We start from the raw sequence: 19,555 nt of genomic DNA, 5'->3' as shown, positions 1-19,555 counted from the left end.
TTGTCAATTGACAAATTCTCTTCCTATTTTTTTCCTTATTTTTGAGTTTACACAAATTATCAATTATGGAAAATACCACCAATACTCTAACGTGGGATGACTTTATGAAAGTTGAAATGCGCGTTGGTACGATTATGCAAGCCGAAGAATTCAAAGAAGTTCGCAATCCAGCCTATAAATTGGTTGTTGATTTTGGAGAAGAAATTGGCTTGAGAAAAACATCTGCACAAATCACTAAATTATATACTCCTGAAGAATTAATTGGCAAACAAGTGATCGCCGTCGTTAATTTTCCACCGAAGCAAATTGCCAATATCATGAGTGAATGTTTGGTTATGGGGGCAGTTGAAGGAAAAGATGTAACCCTAATGAGTTTAGACAAACCTGTAAAGAACGGGTTGAGAATAGGATAATAAAAAAGGTTTCGCATGCGAAACCTTTTTTTATACTATTGGTGGAGCAAGGCATATAGCGCAAAAGTGCCTAGCCAATGACTGCCCATATAATCGTCATCAGTAATATTGCCAAACGAAGCCTCAAAATGGTGTTTTCCAATTGGGCGCAAATGCGTTAACTCGGGTAGCTTTTTAGCGAGATCCGCCAAGCAAGTTGCTCTACTAAAGTTCAATCCATCCAAATGCACCAAGTGACCATCAGTACGATCTGAAACCTTTCCTACTTTCCATTGAAAATCAGTTGAAAAAACAGTCGGTAAAAAAGTGGTTAACCACGTTCTAAATGTAGTTTCATCTTGTATTTTACTCATCAATCGCGCTTCTTCTAAACAAGGCGATAGAAAATCGTGTCCACTCGGTTCAAAAGCGAGATTGCAATTTTTATCCTGTGCATACAGTCGATTTGCCGTTCCTATTACTAGTTGTTCAAATGTTGTATTTTTCATTAAACGTGCATATTCCAACGACAGAGATAAACCATAAGCGGTATTATCATGGGTTCCAGTTCGAATAGGATAATTCAACTTTGGCAAATAAGCTTCATAACGCTCAACGAGTACGTTAGCTAAAGGTTCGAGTAATGTGGCCCAGCGCTGGGCGTCTTCATCCTCCCAAGTTGCTAAAGCACCATGTAATTGGAACAACCAAGCCCAACCATAGGTACGCTCGAAGGTTTTGTTGTTGGCATCATCAAAAAAAGTCAATTCTACTTGCACATTTTTTGCCGTTATTAACGTATTCAATCGCTCGCGAATGTGATATTTCTCATTGAGTTCTGGAAAGCGTTTCATCAATTCAATCACCGACCAATACCCATGTACAGCCGAATGCCAATCAAAACAGCCGTAAAAAACCGGACGTAATTGCTTAGGTGTTTTAAGATCCTCATCTCCACCCAGAACTTGCCCTAATTTGTTTGGGTATTCTTGTTCCATGCAATGTAAAGGCAAAGCAATAATTTTCTCCGCCTCCTTAAGGGTTAAAACCAATGGAACACTATTTTCTTTTGTCACTGCTCCTTGATCATGTCTCTTTTTTTCCTTACTGGTACACCCCAATAGCAGTAAACCTGCGAGGATTCCCAAACTCATTTTTCTCATTTTTCTACTTTTAACTCCCAAGGTAGGTATTATTTAAAAATAAAGCCTGTATAAATTTAATTTTTCCAATCGGCCGCACCTCCTTCGTCTGATCTAAACAATTCATATTCTTTTACTTATAAAAAAAGAAAGGAAGAAAAATAAATCCATTTTTACCGTCTACTTTTTTGTACATTTGAAATAAAAAATGCAAAAATTCATCGTATCATTTGTAGGTTTAGTTGTGTTTGCCTTCACGGTAATTTCTTGTGATAATAAATCGCTAAACTCCTCCAAAGCCTTGAGTACTATCGAATCGTACATGGAAACGCAACCCATCTATGAAAGTACAACCTTTACGGTTGGAGCAACTAAATTAAGACAGAAAAAAGATGCCGAACTCATTGCTCGTTATCAACAACTAGCAGACGAAGGCTATTTAAATCTTGCAGATTTCACTGCTAAGAAACGCTTTCTATCCAAAGACAGCATCTGGCAAGGAACGATTGCGTTAACCGCAAAGGCACATCCCTACGTTTTAGAACAAAAAGGAAACAAAATTAGAATTAAAACCATGGAGTATTTAGTGGATAAAGACAATGGTTTTCAATTGGATGCCAAAGGCAAAAAATCGGCAACAGCAACGGTTATGTTAAAGAAAAACCCTACGCCTTTTCATTTTTTGAAAGAAGATAAATCGCCCCATACGGAATTCATCACCAAAAAGTTCAGAATGAAATATGCGGAAGAAACAGGTTGGAGAATTACAAATTAACCGATGGGAAAGAATATTTTTATTTTAGTTTTACTACAGGCTCTTCTAGCAGTATTGATGTCCTTTATGATTTCTAAAATGTCCTTTATGGGACGTATGGGTATTACCTTTTTATATCGTGAATACTTGGTGTTGAAATCGCCTTGGAAAACAGCGGCGCTTATTTTTGCTATTCAGCTGTTTCTCATCGTTATTCTAGCCTTCTTCAAGTACTTTACTCCTGCTAAAATCGCCAATGCCTTAGCCATCTTCACAATCCTTGTAGGTGTTGGTGCAGCTTATTTCACCTATCTTGATTTTACCACTACCTCACATAAGTATATGAAGAGCAATTTTCATATGGGGGTATATTTATTTTGGGTTGCTTGGATCTTTTCTGCCATTTTCTTTCTATTTTTAAAGAAAAAGAAACTAGCGCTGACTGATTTGGAATCCAACACAGCAGATCCACAATCAGAATAACCTTTTATTTTAAATGAATAACCGATGAAATCATTTTATATCCCACTTTTAGGATTACTTGTTATGGGACTTGCAAGTTGCACGGATAAGAGCAAAGAAACACCAGAACCACAGTATATCAAACGCGAACAAACAACGTCTACAAACCAGGGACAACCCGTTCAAATTCCCATGCATGGAACCAAGGAAAACAGTTCCTCTGGCCTCACTTCTTTCAAAATGAAGGAAGATATGAAAGAGACAGGAAATGAAAAAAACACAACACAAGAAGAAGGTTTAACGCAATAGTATTTTTTTACCCAGTAAAAAATATTTAAGTTTACCTTCAAACCACAAAGAACTAATCATGAAAAATTATTTATTTGCGTTATCAACGCTATTACTTTTAGGCTTAACCTCTTGTAAAGACACAGGAAAAGAGCCCTCAAATGTTACAATTGATGGAGCTACAGAGCAACCTGTAGCAACACCAGAAACAGACGGACAAGCAACACCAGTTCAAAATACACCTGAAGCAGCGACAACGGGAGCTGCTGCGAATAACAACATCAATCCGGCACATGGACAACCAGGTCATCGTTGTGATATTCCTGTAGGGGCACCATTAGATACACCTCCAGGTGGCGGTGGAGGAATGTCTGTAACTCCAGCACCAGCTTCATCTAGTCAAGGACAACCGTTCTTAGTGAATGATGACGCTAAAAACCGTATCATGCAAGAACAGGGACAACCTGCAACAGCAAACAGTGGAAAAATCAATCCTCCACATGGACAACCTGGTCACCGTTGTGATATCCAAGTCGGACAACCCTTACCGTAAATTTGTTTTATTATTTAATATCCTAATAGGAGGCGAAATCGATTTGATTTCGCCTTTTTTATTGCTTTCATAGACCAAAAAGAAGAAAACAATCACACAAAATAATCCATTCAACTTCCAGCAATATTCCTTATTTTTGCATTCTTATTAATTTCATATAGAGAATAGTTTTATGATACAAGATCCGAAAAGATATACGCTAACGGCGGCATTGCCTTATACCAATGGTCCAATCCATATTGGACACTTAGCAGGTGTTTATGTTCCAGCTGATATTTATGCTCGATTCTTGCGAATGCAAGGCAAAGATGTTGCCTTCATCTGTGGAAGCGACGAACACGGTGTGGCTATCTCTATGAAAGCAAAAAAAGAAGGAATTACCCCTCAAGAAGTAATCGATAAATACAACGGAATCATCAAACAATCCTTTGAAGATTTCGGCATTACATTTGACAATTACTCGCGTACTTCGTCTTCTATTCACCATCAAACAGCTTCTGAATTTTTCAAGAAGTTGTATAACGAAGGGAAATTCATCGAAGAAATAACCGAACAATTATATGATGAGCAAGCACAGCAATTCTTAGCAGACCGCTTTGTTATGGGAACTTGCCCTAAATGTGCCAATGAAGAAGCTTATGGAGACCAATGTGAAAAATGTGGTACTTCATTAAATGCAACTGATTTAATTAACCCTAAATCAACAATTACAGGTAGTACGCCGATTTTAAAATCGACCAAACACTGGTTTTTACCCCTAGATCAATACGACGGATTTTTGCGTCAATGGATTTTAGAAGGACATAAAAACGATTGGAAACCCAATGTTTACGGACAAGTAAAATCATGGTTGGACGATGGTTTAAAGCCACGTGCAGTAACCCGTGACTTGGATTGGGGAATTCCTGTTCCTGTAGAAGGAGCAGACGGAAAAGTATTGTATGTATGGTTTGATGCACCTATTGGGTACATTTCATCAACCAAAGAATGGGCAGCACGCGTCGGAAAAGACTGGGAGCCGTATTGGAAATCGGAAGATACCAAATTGGTGCACTTTATCGGAAAAGACAATATTGTATTCCACTGTGTGATTTTCCCTGCGATGTTAAAAGCGGAAGGAAGTTATATCTTACCTGATAATGTACCTGCGAATGAGTTCTTAAACTTGGAAGGAAACAAACTTTCAACATCGAAGAACTGGGCGGTTTGGTTACACGAATACTTGGAAGATTTTCCAGGAAAACAAGATGTATTGCGTTATGCCTTAACAGCAAATGCACCTGAAACAAAAGACAACGACTTTACTTGGAAAGACTTCCAAGCGAGAAATAACAATGAATTAGTAGCCATTTTTGGAAACTTCATCAATCGCGTTGTGGTCCTTACAAACAAATATTACAACGGTGTTGTTCCACAACCGCATGCGTTTTCAGACGTAGATATCGCAACTTTACAAGAATTACGCGCCTATCCAGCCGTTATGGAGAGCTCTATTGATCGTTACCGCTTCAGAGAGGCGTTAGGAGAAATGATGAATGTTGCGCGTTTAGGAAATAAATACTTGGCGGATGAAGAACCTTGGAAGTTGATTAAAACAGATGAAGAAAGAGTGCAAACGCAAATGTATGTGGCCTTGCAAATTGCAGCGGCTTTAAGTACGCTAGCGGAGCCATTCTTGCCTTTCACTGCGACAAAGTTAAAATCAATTTTACGCTTAGAGACTCCATTAGCTTGGTCTGCTATTGAAGTGGATCAGCCTTTAATCCAAGCGGGACACCAAATCGGAGAGGCGGAGTTGTTATTTGCTAAAATTGAGGATGAAGAAATTCAGAAACAATTGGATCGCTTAGAAGCTTCTAAACAAGCGAATAAAGCAGCCAATGCAGTGGTAGAGCCTCAAAAAGAAACAGCAACTTTTGACGATTTTGCTAAATTGGATTTACGCGTGGGTACGATTATCGAAGCGGAAAAAATGCCAAAAGCCAACAAACTTCTAGTTTTAAAAGTAGATACGGGATTGGATGTAAGAACTATCGTATCGGGTATTGCAGAACACTTTAAACCAGAAGAAATCATCGGTCAACGCGTAACGGTGTTAGCCAACTTGGCACCAAGAGCCTTACGCGGCGTAGAAAGTCAAGGGATGATTCTGATGACAGAAGATACCAACGGTAAATTGGTCTTCGTTAATCCGGGAGAAGAAGGAGTAAAAAACGGAGCAACAATTAATTAATGATACAAAAAAAAGCCTGCAAATGCAGGCTTTTTTTGTATCGTGATTATTTCCATTGACTACTGCCGTCCAAGCGTGTTAAATCATCTGAATCCAATTTCACTTGCGTGGCGCGAACCAAACTCTGTAATTGTTTCGCATTCGTAGCACTGACAATAGGCGCAGTAATGGTTGGTTGGTGTAACAACCAAGCGATGGCCACTTCAGCACTCGTTACTTGGTGTTTCTGAGCGATTTGAGCCAAGGTATCAAGAATATTCAATCCGCGTTCATTCAAATAGTGTTCCACCATCATTTTACGAGCACTTCCTTCTAAATCTGCAGCTGTTTTATACTTTCCAGAAAGAAAACCGCTTGCCAAGGCGAAATAAGGCATTACCGCGAGTTTTTTATCAGTCACTAGTTCCTTATATTCACTTTCGTATGTTTCTCGATCGTAGAGGTTGTACAGCGGTTGAAGCGCGATATAGGGTGTCCATCCTTTCGCTTCTGCTACTTGATTACTCTCTATTAGGCGTTCTTTACTCAAATTGGACGCACCAAGGGTACGCACTTTTCCTGCTTGAATCAATTCTTGAAAAGTGCCCATAATTTCCTCAATCCCTACATTGAGATCATCGTGATGTGAATAGTATAAATCAATATAATCCGTACGTAAACGCTGCAAAGAAGCATCAACTCCATCGAGAATTTGCTGTCTAGTCAATCCTTTCTCTACGCCTTGCATACCACCACCTACTTTGGTTGCTAAAACCACATCCTGTCTTTTCTTACTCTCCATAAACCATTTGCCGAGAATACGTTCAGACTCTCCCCCCACATTGCCATCTACCCAATGGGAGTAACTATTTGCCGTATCAATAAAATTAATACCTTGTTCATGCAATTCATCCAGCATACGCAAGGATTCCTTCTCGTTTAACGTCCATCCAAATACATTTCCTCCAAAGCAAATTTCAGCGATGCTTAGTTCATTGGCTACTTTCTTTTTCTTCATATCCTTTGTGTTTGTGTGTATAAAAACGCTTATTTTTGATTGAATTAATCTCCCTACAAAAGCGTCTGTACAAGATACAAAATATAAAAAGAGCGGTTATGATGATAACCGCTCTTTTTATATTATACGTAATTTACTAGAAATTATATCTCAATGTTACGTTCCAAGTTCTACCTGTTCCGAACCATACTTGGTTAGAAGTATCAATTCCTTTCCACGTTGATGTCTCACGGTAAGCATTGTAATCTTTAACTTCTTCGAAATCTCCTTTTGTTTTTGCGTGTTTCGAAGTATTTGCTTCTGCAATATAAATTTTATCAAAAACGTTGTTTACGTTTGCTCGAACAACTACTGAATTTTGTTTGTCTTTTCCAACTTTCATTGTAAAGGTCATTCCTAAGTCAAATAAATTAAAGCTAGGTAATTCTAAAGCACCTTTGTTGTTTTTTGTAGACATTTCCATGATGTCAATTTTTGAATACAATTTATCAACAAAACGATAACCTGCATCAAATTTAAGACCTTCTACTACTTCATAATCTACACCTAAACTTGCAGTTAATTGAGCTGCATCTCCAACTTTATTGTCTTTTAAATACACATCCATTTCATATGGTTTTTGTGTATTTGGATCAATTAAAGGCTCGTTTGAGTCACGGTCTAAGATTGTAGCGCCTGTAACATTCTTCGTATACTTCCAATCTCCGAAAGAGAATGCTCCATTAATTGTTAACTTATCTAAAGGACGGATATTGAAATCAACCTCTACTCCTTGGTGAACTTGAGAAATACCTGGTAACTGCACGTTTCCTCTATATCCTTCAATTAGTTCCCCTTTTTCATTGGTGTAATCAATGTAAGCTACTTGTCTTTCAATACGGTCTTTCCAAGATGTTCTATATACGTTTACATTCGCATTGAAAATTGATGAGCGGAATCCGTATCCTAATTCAACACCAAAGATTTTCTCATTTGTCAAATCAGGATTCAACATATTACTGTTGTTAATGTATACTCCATTAAAGAAGGGTTGTTTTGAGTAATACCCAATATTTCCAAACACATTGTGGTGCTCATCAATATTGTAATTTACTCCCCCTTTAACATTACCACCTAAGATGCTTTTCCAAGATGTTTTGTAGTCTAACCCATTGGTTCCATTTACCTTATCTACGAAATGATCTACGCGTTGGAAATCTTGATTAGAGATCGATCCTTGAATAAACGCTGTGAAATCGTTTTTAGAGTACTCTAATTGTGTAAAGGCTCCATACCAACGTGCATTTCCATCATTGTTATACTGAACAATTCCAGTATCACCAGTTTTTGCCCATGGGTTATAGTCTACAGACATTCCGTGTCTTTCCGTTACCAAATAACCATTAGGATTATTTTTATCTAATTTTTCTTGGTAACCATTAGCACCTAAGAAATCAGCGACATTTCTAAAGTGATACCCTTTGTACGTACGAGCATCAACTCCAAAATCTAACGTGAATTCTTCACTTAATTTTTTGTTTAAGTTAATTACTGTACCATACCAGTCATGTGAGTTCACTTTATTTAAAATGGTAGCTCCATTATTAGCATCGTTGTACTTAGTTTCTCTTGCTGCTCCAAATCCTTCTGGCGTTCCCCCTTGATTCCAAGCTACAATACCGTCAAAATCAATTGCTCCATCAGCCGTTCTAAAGTTATCAGCATATTTACCATTAATTTTCCCTGCCAAAGTTGTTCCAGCACCACGTCCCCAAGAACCGTAAAAAACAGTTCCTAATTTTGTGGTTTCGTTAATTTGCCAATCATAGTTCAAGGACATTACCGGTTTATGATAATAGTTTCTAGCAGCACTATAATCTTTCCCATTTAATGTTCCTAGATCTTTATTGTATCGGATATTAGGATCCCCATTCGAACTAGCATCTAAGAACTCCGATAATTTTGTATAGTTATACCGTTGCCAGTGTGTTTGAGGAGCACCTGTCAAAGTTAACTGAACGCTGTGTTTTTTATCTTCTGTTTGGTATCCTAACCCAACAAAGTAGTTACTTCCAACAAATTCTGTTCCGTTTACATATCCATCTCCAAATGTATGGCTCAATAATACCGAAGCAGATAGTCCATTCTCTAATACACCTGTATTATAAGAAGCTAACCCTTTAAAGAAATTGTCATTACCGATTCCTGCAGAAAGAGATCCCCCTTCTCTTGCATCAGCTGTACGTGTTAAAATATTAATGGTACCTCCAATCGAAGAAATTGCTAGTTTAGAAGAACCTAAACCACGTTGTACTTGCATAGCTGAAGTTACATCAGATAAACCAGCCCAGTTAGACCAATATACAGAAGAGTTTTCCATATCGTTTACTGGCATACCGTTTACCATTACCGCAATATTTTTTTGGTCAAACCCACGAATGTTAATACGTGAATCTCCAAAACCTCCTCCTCCTTTTGTAGCATAAACAGAAGGTGTCATGTTCAACATCTCAGGAAACTCTTGTGTTCCTAACTTTTCCTGAATAGCAGCTGCCTTAATTGTAGAAACAGCTACTGGCGTTTTACGGTCTTTTGCAACGTCAGCCACTCCCATGATTACGATATCAGCTAACATGTTCTCATCTGGGTTTAACACAATGTTTCCAATGTTTGCCACGTTGTTTGCATCAACTTTAAAAGCAACCGTTTTCGATTGATACCCAATAAAAGAAAGTACAATTTCTCCTTTATCGCTTGATACGTTTAAGGTAAACGCTCCGTTTGCATCTGTCGATGTTCCATTTTGCGTTCCTTTCACCAATACGGTCGCACCTGGTAAGCTCATATTAAGCTCGCCATCAATGACTGTACCCTTGATTTTGTTTTGTGAAAATGCAGACGTTGACGTAATTACCATTACGAAAAACAACATCCAGTTCTTCAAGTTTCTCATTTTGTAAGTGTAAGTGATAAATTAATTTCACGGCAAATGTACAAAAAGAAAAACCTATTATGTTATGTAAATATTAAATTTAACGTGCTTCCCAATTTATTGAATTCTAAGCATTTTTATTTCTTAAGTAGTAATTCAGCAAAAAGGCCGTAGAACTATCGTGTTTCAATACATTATTCGAAATAATTTCACGCTGAATATTTTTTGCTAAAACCTTTCCGTATTCAACGCCAAATTGGTCAAAACTGTAAATATTCCAGATAATTCCCTGTACGAAAGTCTTGTGTTCATATAAAGCAACTAGTCCACCTAATGATTCAGGAGTCAATTGATCAATCAAAAGGGTGTTTGAAGGTTTATTTCCGGTAAATTCCCTAAAGTTTTGAATCAAGGGATCCTCAGTTTCCTTTTCACGTGTTGCTTCCTTACCATTCAATAAGGCTTCCGTTTGACCAAAAAAGTTAGACATTAAAATGGTGTGGTTGGTATCTGTTGCTGAAAAAGGCTTGATAAACCCAATAAAATCAACAGGAACTACCTTAGTACCTTGGTGAAACAGTTGAAAAAAAGCATGCTGAGCCGATACCCCTACTTCTCCCCAAATTAACGTTCCTGTTTCATACCTCAACTGATTACCTAAGCGGTTTTTATCTTTTCCGTTACTTTCCATAATCATCTGTTGTAGATGGGCAGGAAATTTTTCTAAAAACTGACTATAAGGTACTACCGCTTCGGTTTGATAGCCGAAAAAATTATTATACCACACGCTTAACAACGCACAGATTACAGGTATATTCTTTTCAAAAGGTGCTGTTCTAAAATGTTGATCCATTTTATGTGCTCCTTTCAACAACTGTTCAAAATTGGGGTAACCGATTGCTAGGGCAATCGATAGCCCTACAGAACTCCAGAGTGAAAATCGTCCGCCTATATAATCCCACATCGGAAAAATTACAGCTGGGTCAATCCCATAAGCCACTGCTCGCTCGACTTCTGCTGTTACTCCTACTAAATGTTTCGTCAACTCATCCTGCTCCATGGATTGGCCTAACCATTGCACAACTTTATCCGCATTCAATACCGTCTCTTGGGTCGTAAATGTTTTGGAAACAATCAGTACCAAAGTTGTTGCGGGGTTCAATTTATTTAGAACTGCATAGAGATAATCATCATCGACATTAGAAATAAAGTGTGTTTTTAAGTGATTGCGATAATTCTCTAACCCATTCACCGCCATTTTCGGTCCTAAGTCCGATCCTCCAATACCAATATTAACCACATCAGTAAAAGGTTGTCCTGAACTAGACAAATAACGTCCTTCGACAACTTCGGTTACAAAGTACTCCATGCGTACTCTTGTCTCTTGGATTTCCTCCAATACATTAACTCCATCCACCCAAATTGGTGCTTCTTGAGTAAAATCGCGTAAAGCCGTATGTAATACGGCTCTATTTTCTGTTTTATTTATTTTCCCTCCTGTAAATAAGGCTTCTATTGCCTGTTTTAATTGTACTTCCTCACCTAACTCTAGCAAGTAAGCCAATGTTTCTTTCGTAATTTTATTCTTAGAATAATCGAGTAGAAACTCATCAAACTGAATGTTAAATGAGTTCCCCCTACTAGCATCCTCATCAAAGAGGTCCTGCATCTTGATGGACTTCATGTGCTCAAAATGCTCACATAATTTTGCCCATGCAGCAGTAGTAGTAGGATTAATAGATGGTAACATTTTTACTTAAAACAGCGGTTATTTATTAAATTTATCTTTAATCATAGCGTCCAACTCTGCTTTTAACGGTTGGATATGTTCTTTATAAGCTGGAATATCCTTTTTATCCATCGGTTCGGAATTAGGTAATACTTGTCCTAAGGGATCCACTTGCACGCCATTTTTCCAAAAGCGATAACACACGTGTGGTCCTGTAGCTAATCCAGTACTTCCTACCAATCCAATGGTTTGACCTTGATCTACATATTGTCCTTTTTTTACTAAAATCTTTGACATATGTAAATATTGGGTGGAGTACGTTCCGTTGTGTTTTACTTTAACGTAATTTCCATTTCCAGCGGTATATCCTGTACGCTCTACCACTCCAGAAGCTGTCGTCATAATTGGCGTTCCCGTTGGGGCTGCATAATCCGTTCCGTTGTGTGATTTCCACGTCTTTTGAACAGGGTGGAATCGACTCTTCGTGTATCTAGAGGTAATCCTGAAAAACTTCAGCGGTGCCTTCAAAAACATACTCTTCATTGGACGTCCTTCTTCATCGTAATAATCCTTCCCCTTTGCCCCTGGTCGCTGATAAGGAAAAGAGTATAAATCTTTTCCTCTATAGTTAAAATACGCCGCTTCCACTTTTGAAATTCCTACATAAACCGTATCGTTGATATATTTTTCTTCAATCGTTACCGCAAAGCGATCTTCTGGTTGCAACTTAAAAAAGTCTATCGACCACGCAAAAATCTGCGACATACGCGTAGCCAACGACTGATCCACTCCTTCCTTACTCAAGCTCACAGACAGTGACCCATCAATAGTTGAAGCTACCGTTCTTCTTTTAATCGTTACAGGATAAGTCTTGGTATAAGCGGTGATGCTATCACGAAGATCAATTACTTGATAACCGGAGATATTAGGGTGATAAACAAAAGCCGCCAACTTATCGGGATTATTTTTGTATTTGATCAACGTATAGGGCTGTCCAGCACGAATCCCTCGCACATTAATAGTGTCTTTTACTCTAGTGACAATATTATGCACATCTGAAGCATTGAGGTTATAACCGCCAAAAATCTTGCCTAGATTATCTCCAGACCGAATGGTATCCTCCGATACCACATAATCTTTCAAATTGAATCCATACAATTCAGCGACAATTTCTTCTACTGTATCATCTTCCGTATCCGTACTTACTTCCATTTCCCCCTCTTTTTTACAAGATGAAAAGAACAGTAAGCCTGCGATCAACATAAAAATCTTATACTTCAAAACTTCTTTTTTTCTATTTTAAACCAATCCTTTACCCCAATTTGCTACTTCCTCTTCTGACCATAAATCAGGAAAAAATATTCTCTTTTGATATTCTGGCAACATATATTTTTTCCAGTCACTTCCGCCTGTTGCTTCTTTCGTCACCCCTGTACTTTCTAAATACTTTAATGCCGTTTTGTAATGTCCGATTACCCAAGTCACATTCACTGTGTAGTCGTAATGTTTCATGGCTTGAATTAATTCTGGACAAGCTTGTGCTTCTTTAGGAAGTTCAACAAATTTCTGCCATAAATTTGTTTTTTCATAATCTTTCATTGCTTTAACAAAAGTTTGACTGTATTTTTTTTCAAAAGCACCGAGCAAATACGACTTTTCTCCTGTTTGATAATTCTTCCCTGCTGCTTGCCAATACATCAATTCTAACGCTTCTTCTTCCGAAATATTTTCTGGCATCTCACGAATAAAACGCTTATCGATTAAATTTTTCCAATCTGTTGAAGCAAATTCAATGAGGCGATACTGCGCACTTTGAAAACCACTTGCTGGGGCTAAGGTATTTCTAAACTTGTTGTATTGGTCCACATCCATTCCATCCCCCATAATACTAAAAGAATTAGTCAACATATCAAAATATCGGCTAATTCTCATTAATTTATCAGTAAATAGATCCACGGCGATGGGTGTGGGTACCGCAAGCTGTTCCATCTCCCACAGAATCATTTTAAACAGCAACTCATTGACTTGGTGATACATAATAAACACCATTTCATCTGGATATAACGTGCGTTGAATTTGCAAGCCTAATAAGGCATCTGTTTGAATATAATCCCAATACGTTAGCGGTTTACCATATAACAAACCTTCTAAATGTACATTGGGATTCTGCCCCATTTGGGTAAACTTTTCTTCTAATTTTTTTATAAGTTGCGTGGTGCTATCATTCATTCCTTATTCTGTCTTTAATGTTGAAACTAATCCTTTATATTCCTCTAAATCCGCTTTAAGGGAACCTACAGCTAAACTAGCTTTTATGCGAAGTGGTACTTTATTGGCATCCGCAGAAACCCAAACAGTTAAACTCTCTTTTTCTTTGAATACACGTCCTGCCATCACATAAGGTCTAAAGCTCAAGGCTTTTACTTTTCCAAATTTTGTTTTTAATACTGTCGTACCTAGGTACAACAATTTAAAACGAAAAATTTCGCCATCGAAAAACATATCAATTTCAACTGCTTCATTTTTCTTTAAATTATCTAATTTTGGATGATTTCTCAAGTAGTAAAAAGCGGATACGATATCCTGTACTTCAGCCACAATGGGATAGGTATTTTCTTTTTTCTTTTCGTAATCTTTGACAAGGACATTGTTTTTGGTATAATCAAAAAAGCCTTCTTGATCTTTGGTATAGCCACCTTCATCAATTTTTCGAATAAATCGATAAGGCATTACTGTTTCTTTATCAAAATAACTTTGATAATCATCATACACTTTAAAAAACACTTTGGAGAGTCCTGTTGTATAGCCAATACCTTTGGCATGATACACACTTTTTCCTTTGTAGTTCACTTCAGACAAACTCAATTCAGCTATACCTGCATTCAAAATACCATAGGAGACTCTAAATTTTAAGTATTCACCCGTTTTAAACGCCTGAGGTTTAGACTGTGCAAAACTACTGATTACACAGAAAAGAAAAATATAAAAAACAAATTGTACTTTTTTCATAGTTGGCTAATTTTATTCAAAAATAACAAACAAAAAAACCCAGTCAAAAAATTGACTGAGTTTTTATGCTATTAACCAACCAAAAAACTATAAATTATGAAAAATTTATTACACTCAAATAAAGCTTATGACATCTTTATTTTTGCGAGTGCAAATGTACAGTTTTTTATTGATTATTCATATATCTCAAATCTTTTAACCCTACTTTAACTATAACATATTCAAAATGAAGGTTTTTAAGATATCATTAACTCAGATTATAACGTTCCTCTCAACTCTTGCTCACGCTCAATTGATTCGAAAAGCGCCTTAAAGTTACCTGCACCAAATCCTCTTGCTCCCATTCTTTGAATAATTTCAAAGAATAAAGTTGGACGATCTTCCACTGGTTTAGTGAAGATTTGCAACAAGTATCCTTCTTCATCAGCGTCAACTAAGATACTCAATTTTTGTAATTCTTTGATATCTTCTTTCATCATATCCATGTGAACACCTAAACGACCTGGAATTGCATCGTAATACGCTTGTGGTGGGGCAGATAAAAATTCAACTCCTCTTGCTCTCATTTCACCTACTGTTTTGATGATATCATCAGTTGCAACAGCGATATGTTGAACACCTGGTCCGTTGTAGAAATCCAAATACTCTTCTACTTGTGATCTTTTTGTTCCTTCTGCTGGTTCGTTGATTGGGAATTTAATACGTCCATTACCGTTAGACATTACTTTACTCATTAAAGCAGAATATTCCGTATTAATTTGTTTGTCGTCAAACGATAAGAAGTTTACGAATCCCATTACATCTTCGTACCATTTTACCCACGTGTTCATTTCATTCCATCCCACATTTCCTACCATGTGGTCTACATATTTTAAACCAACTGGAGCTGGGTTGTACTCACTTTCCCATTTCACGAAACCAGGTAAGAATACCCCTTTGTAGTTCTTTCTCTCTACAAACATGTGAACAGTTTCTCCGTACGTATAAATACCTGCGCGTACAGTTTCACCAAATTCGTCTTTTTCTACTACAGGCTCCATATAGGATTTCGCCCCACGGCTTGTTGTTTCTTCGTATGCTTTACGCGCATCTTCTACCCATAATGCCACAACTTTAATTCCGTCTCCGTGTTTTACGATGTGATCATTCAATTCAGACTCTGCCGTAAGTGGAGTAGTTAAAACGATGCGAATTTTATCTTGCACTAATACATAAGACGCTCTGTCCTTCACTCCTGTTTCTAATCCTGCATACGCTAACGATTGGAATCCAAAAGCGGTTTTGTAGAAGTGTGCTGCTTGTTTTGCGTTACCTACAATAAATTCTACGTAATCTGTTCCCAATAGAGGTAAAAAATCTTGTGCTCCTTCAAATATTTTTTCTAAGCCAAATTCAACTGATTTTACTTCTTTACTCATAATATAGTTTTTGTTGTTGTTTATTTTTAATTCTTCTTACTTTTTAATCTTCTAACCAAGATTGGTAGTATTGCTCATCCGCAATTTTCATGGCTTCTTCTGTCACCATTAACGGCTTGAATGTATCTACCATAACGGCTAATTCTTCTGTTACTGTCTTTCCGATCGAACGCTCTGCAGCGCCTGGGTGTGGTCCATGTGGGATACCCGCAGGATGCAGGGAAATATGACCTGGTGCAATATCGTTACGGCTCATAAAATCACCATCAACATAGTATAACACCTCATCACTGTCAATATTACTGTGGTTGTAAGGCGCTGGAATAGCGTCTGGATGATAATCGTACAATCTTGGTACAAAGGAACAAACGACGAAACCAGCTGTTTCAAACGTTTGATGCACTGGGGGCGGTTGGTGAATACGACCCGTAATTGGTTCAAAGTCGTGGATGGAAAAAGCATAGGGATAATTGTATCCATCATAACCTACCACGTCAAAGGGATGAGTAGCATACACCATCTCAAAGATTTCATCCTGTTTTCTCAACTTGATGAGGAACTCTCCTTTTTCATCATGCGTTTCTAAGTTTTCTGGACGACGAATATCTCGTTCACAGAAAGGAGAATGCTCCATTAACTGTCCAAACCAGTTTCGATAACGTTTAGGTGTATAAAAAGGGTGTTTAGATTCAACGATAAAAAGACGATTGTCTTCTGTATCAAAGTCTATTTTATAAATCATTCCTCTTGGAACAACTAAATAATCCCCGTATTTAAAGGTTAAATTACCTAGAAAAGTACGCAAGGTTCCAGATCCTTTATGGATGAAAATCAATTCATCAGAATCCGTATTCTTGTAGAAATAATCTTCCATTGATTTTTTAGGAGCCGCTAATACAATGGTACAGTCACTATTGGTCAAAACTGCTTTTCGGCTTTCTAGAAAATCATTTTCAGGTTCTACTTGGAATCCTCTTAGTCGGTAAGATTGAATGTTATTTGCTTTCGCAATTTTAGGTGCGACGGAATACTGTTTGCGTATTTCTTTCACCTGTGTAGGTCGGTGTACATGGTACATATTCGTTGACATACCGTCAAAACCCACTGTACCAAACAATTGTTCATAATATAAGTCACCGTTCTCCTTACGGAAAATCGTATGACGTTTAGGGGGGATACTCCCTAAGCGATGATATAAAGGCATAATTACTTATCTTTTTAAGGTTGGAAAAAAATGATAGAAGTAAAGGTTTCTCATTCAGGATTTCTCTTGATCAGAAACTTAATATAAGCCAATAAACCGTCCCATTGTATGTTCATAATATCACAAATATCGAAATAAAAATGATATATCCAACTGGATAGCCAAATTTTATTTGCGTATTGCTAAAATACAAGAAGTTAAGTGAATTCAATTCTTAATTAAAACCAAAAGCCAACAGAGAAATAGGTATAACTTCCTCCCGTATCTGGAGAGTAACTATATTTCACCTCAATGGGCCCAATCATCGTTTGCATTCCATAACCAAGCGCATAACCGGAATAGTTGGATTTGAACAACCATTCAGAACCTGAAAAGATATCTTCACCTACGTTTGCAAAATTGGCTGAAAAATTAATATGGTGTTTTTTAATTATTTCGTAATCCAAGTTTATTGATCCCGCGAGATACGAATTACCCGCAATACTCAATAAGTCATAGCCATAAAAGGGAATGATATTATCTCGATCCGCAAACCCATACCCTCCTAAGAAATACATGAACCCCATAGAAGGCGTATTGCCAATAGTTGCCCCCATACGTGAACGCAAATCGACATAGAGCTTATCCACAACTCGTCTGGCATACCCTACGCTTCCATTAATCATCGAAAAGTTGTGAAAATTCCCCAGGTAATCGGAGGAGTAAAAGTAATTCTTATATTCTCCTTTAAACATAAATCCCTTACGTGGAAAATATTTATTGTCATAGGTATCAAAAGTAAAATTAGCAAATCCACCCAAATAGGTACTGCGATCAAACTTACTCTCTTTGATATTCAACGTATTACTTTTAATATCAAAATAACGATGTTCCAATCCTACGGCTAGGAGAAATTTTTGTTGATAAAACGTTTGAAAAACCAGGCGATTCTCCAAGTCCTTATAATCGACATTAAACTTCGCTGGCAAACTTTCTAAATCAATATCCGACGGTATTTCAAAATGATCATCTTTCAACAGCATTTTAAAACGCAAATCATGGCCAAATTGATTATACTTGGAATTGATTCCTACACTCCAATAAAATCCATTATCCACAAAATAATTAAAATTATATCGCACATTGTCCCCAACCGCTACATCCAAGGAGGCAATATCACTTTTCATCAATAGATTCTTTTGAGTAACATTTACTAAAGCCGCGGACTTATACAATCCATCATAGTGTACCCCTAATTTTAAGTAGCGTTTAGTTGGATTTTCAACGAGATCAAGTACCAATTCATCTCCGTCACCATCGGCATCAAATCGATAAGAAATACTGCTAAAGTTATCTGTTCCATTCAACTGGTCGATTCCCTTTTCTAGCTCATCAAATGTAATGGAGCTATTCGGTTTAAATCCTAGTTTACCGTGTACATAACGTCGGGTATATCGAGTTAGCCCATTAATTTCTATCGAATTAACATTGATTTTATCTTTATACTTGGGAACGTACTGTTTTTGCAATACCTCTTTCTTGCCGCCAATTTTTTTGATCTCTTCTAATTTAACTTCTGCTGCTTCCACTCCACGTTGAATAATGGCTTTTCCCTCTTCAAAGGAGACAACTGTATATCCCGAGATATCAGGTTTTATGTAGATATCGGTTTCACCAATTTTATCTTTCATCTGATTAATGGTGGAGTAATTGGAAATTTGTAACAATACATCGGCTGCTCCATTGATTTCATCTATGGATTTTAATCCATCTTGTACATCAACACCAATTACAATATCCGCTCCTAACGCTTTTAGTTCTTCGATGGGATAATTATTGACAATTCCCCCATCAATGAGATGGGTATCATCAATAAATACGGGCGCAAACAAGGAAGGAAATGCGCCACTGGCTAAGATTGCTTGCGGGAGATAACCTGAATCAATCAACACAGGTTTTCCCGTTTCTATATTAGTAGCAATACACAGAAAAGGAATATTGAGATCATTAAAATCGCGTACATGTCGCACATGAGCCAATAATCGATTCATTAAGTTGTAGTTGTACATGCCTCGAGAAAAAGCTTTCGGCAATCCTATTTTAAACTTGTCAAAAGGTAAAGTTAACGCGTAAATTTCATCATTTTTCTTTTCGTAAAACGATTTGGAAATGCGTGGAATATAATCTCTTATTAGTGCTGTAGCATCAATACTACTAAAAATAGAATCCAGTTCAGAAGCAGTATAGCCAGAAGCGTACAATCCCCCTACAATAGCCCCCATACTAGTTCCCGTGATGTAATCCACTTGTACACCTTGTTCTTCTAGCACTTTCAATACTCCAATATGCGCCAATCCTTTCGCTCCACCTCCACTCAACACCACTCCGACTTTTGGTCGATTTTCTTCTTGGGCAAAACTGGTACTTGCCGCTACTATCAGTGCTACTAATGCTATAATTTTGCGCATACTTACTCTTTTTATT

16 protein-coding genes are annotated in these 19,555 nt (G+C 37.4%); 6 read left to right on the top strand and 10 right to left on the bottom strand.

Annotation, left to right across the window (positions count from 1 at the left end; genetic code table 11):
• The first annotated feature begins 65 nt into the window (after positions 1-65).
• Positions 66-413 (top strand): tRNA-binding protein, encoded by a 348-nt coding sequence (locus ACLJX0_RS02015; protein ID WP_410877994.1) that lies wholly within the window; start codon positions 66-68, stop codon positions 411-413.
• Between the two features lie 35 nt (positions 414-448).
• On the opposite strand, the gene ACLJX0_RS02010 is transcribed toward ACLJX0_RS02015, so the two are convergent.
• Positions 449-1,555, bottom strand: coding sequence for a DUF2891 domain-containing protein (locus ACLJX0_RS02010; RefSeq protein WP_410877993.1), 1,107 nt, complete (start codon positions 1,553-1,555; stop codon positions 449-451).
• Between the two features lie 187 nt (positions 1,556-1,742).
• On the opposite strand from ACLJX0_RS02010, the gene ACLJX0_RS02005 reads away from it, so the two are divergent.
• From ACLJX0_RS02005 to metG, 5 genes are all read left to right on the top strand, one after another.
• The gene (locus tag ACLJX0_RS02005; protein ID WP_410877992.1) at positions 1,743-2,309 is read left to right on the top strand and encodes a hypothetical protein; all 567 of its coding nucleotides are present in this window, start codon (positions 1,743-1,745) and stop codon (positions 2,307-2,309) included.
• Positions 2,310-2,312: 3 nt separating this feature from the next.
• Positions 2,313-2,771, top strand: a complete 459-nt coding sequence (locus ACLJX0_RS02000) for a cytochrome d ubiquinol oxidase subunit II (RefSeq protein WP_410877991.1) — start codon at positions 2,313-2,315, stop codon at positions 2,769-2,771.
• 24 nt (positions 2,772-2,795) lie between these two features.
• Positions 2,796-3,059 carry a hypothetical protein gene (locus ACLJX0_RS01995; protein ID WP_410877990.1) on the top strand — a complete coding sequence of 88 codons (264 nt, stop codon included), beginning with the start codon at positions 2,796-2,798 and terminating at the stop codon, positions 3,057-3,059.
• A gap of 58 nt (positions 3,060-3,117) precedes the next feature.
• Positions 3,118-3,591, top strand: coding sequence for a hypothetical protein (locus tag ACLJX0_RS01990; RefSeq protein ID WP_410877989.1), 474 nt, complete (start codon positions 3,118-3,120; stop codon positions 3,589-3,591).
• A 172-nt stretch (positions 3,592-3,763) separates the two neighbouring features.
• Entirely contained in the window at positions 3,764-5,824 is a 2,061-nt protein-coding gene (gene metG / locus ACLJX0_RS01985; RefSeq protein ID WP_410877988.1) for a methionine--tRNA ligase, read from the top strand.
• 46 nt (positions 5,825-5,870) lie between these two features.
• Here metG and ACLJX0_RS01980 read toward each other — a convergent pair whose 3' ends face one another.
• The 9 genes from ACLJX0_RS01980 to ACLJX0_RS01940 all read right to left on the bottom strand — a co-directional run bounded on the left by ACLJX0_RS01980 (position 5,871) and on the right by ACLJX0_RS01940 (position 19,539).
• Positions 5,871-6,821: an aldo/keto reductase gene (locus ACLJX0_RS01980; RefSeq protein ID WP_410877987.1), complete on the bottom strand. Its 951-nt coding sequence runs from the start codon at positions 6,819-6,821 to the stop codon at positions 5,871-5,873.
• A gap of 136 nt (positions 6,822-6,957) precedes the next feature.
• Entirely contained in the window at positions 6,958-9,753 is a 2,796-nt protein-coding gene (locus ACLJX0_RS01975; RefSeq protein WP_410877986.1) for a TonB-dependent receptor, read from the bottom strand.
• A gap of 106 nt (positions 9,754-9,859) precedes the next feature.
• Complete coding sequence (gene pgi, locus ACLJX0_RS01970; protein WP_410877985.1) at positions 9,860-11,482, bottom strand: glucose-6-phosphate isomerase; 1,623 nt, start codon at positions 11,480-11,482, stop codon at positions 9,860-9,862.
• A gap of 18 nt (positions 11,483-11,500) precedes the next feature.
• Entirely contained in the window at positions 11,501-12,724 is a 1,224-nt protein-coding gene (locus tag ACLJX0_RS01965) for a peptidoglycan DD-metalloendopeptidase family protein (RefSeq protein ID WP_410878296.1), read from the bottom strand.
• 36 nt (positions 12,725-12,760) lie between these two features.
• On the bottom strand, positions 12,761-13,636 hold the full coding sequence (locus ACLJX0_RS01960; RefSeq protein WP_410878294.1) for a tryptophan 2,3-dioxygenase family protein: 876 nt from the start codon (positions 13,634-13,636) through the stop codon (positions 12,761-12,763).
• Between the two features lie 57 nt (positions 13,637-13,693).
• Entirely contained in the window at positions 13,694-14,470 is a 777-nt protein-coding gene (locus ACLJX0_RS01955; protein WP_410877984.1) for a DUF3108 domain-containing protein, read from the bottom strand.
• A gap of 257 nt (positions 14,471-14,727) precedes the next feature.
• Entirely contained in the window at positions 14,728-15,888 is a 1,161-nt protein-coding gene (gene hppD / locus ACLJX0_RS01950) for a 4-hydroxyphenylpyruvate dioxygenase (RefSeq protein ID WP_410877983.1), read from the bottom strand.
• A 43-nt stretch (positions 15,889-15,931) separates the two neighbouring features.
• Entirely contained in the window at positions 15,932-17,092 is a 1,161-nt protein-coding gene (locus ACLJX0_RS01945) for a homogentisate 1,2-dioxygenase (protein ID WP_410877982.1), read from the bottom strand.
• Between the two features lie 218 nt (positions 17,093-17,310).
• Entirely contained in the window at positions 17,311-19,539 is a 2,229-nt protein-coding gene (locus tag ACLJX0_RS01940; RefSeq protein WP_410877981.1) for a patatin-like phospholipase family protein, read from the bottom strand.
• Between the last annotated feature and the right edge of the window lie 16 nt (positions 19,540-19,555).

This window comes from Myroides sp. DW712 (assembly GCF_046557355.1).
Lineage (GTDB): Bacteria > Bacteroidota > Bacteroidia > Flavobacteriales > Flavobacteriaceae > Flavobacterium.
Note: the sequence above shows the minus strand (reverse complement) of the source record. Positions and strands in the feature narration are given on the sequence as shown.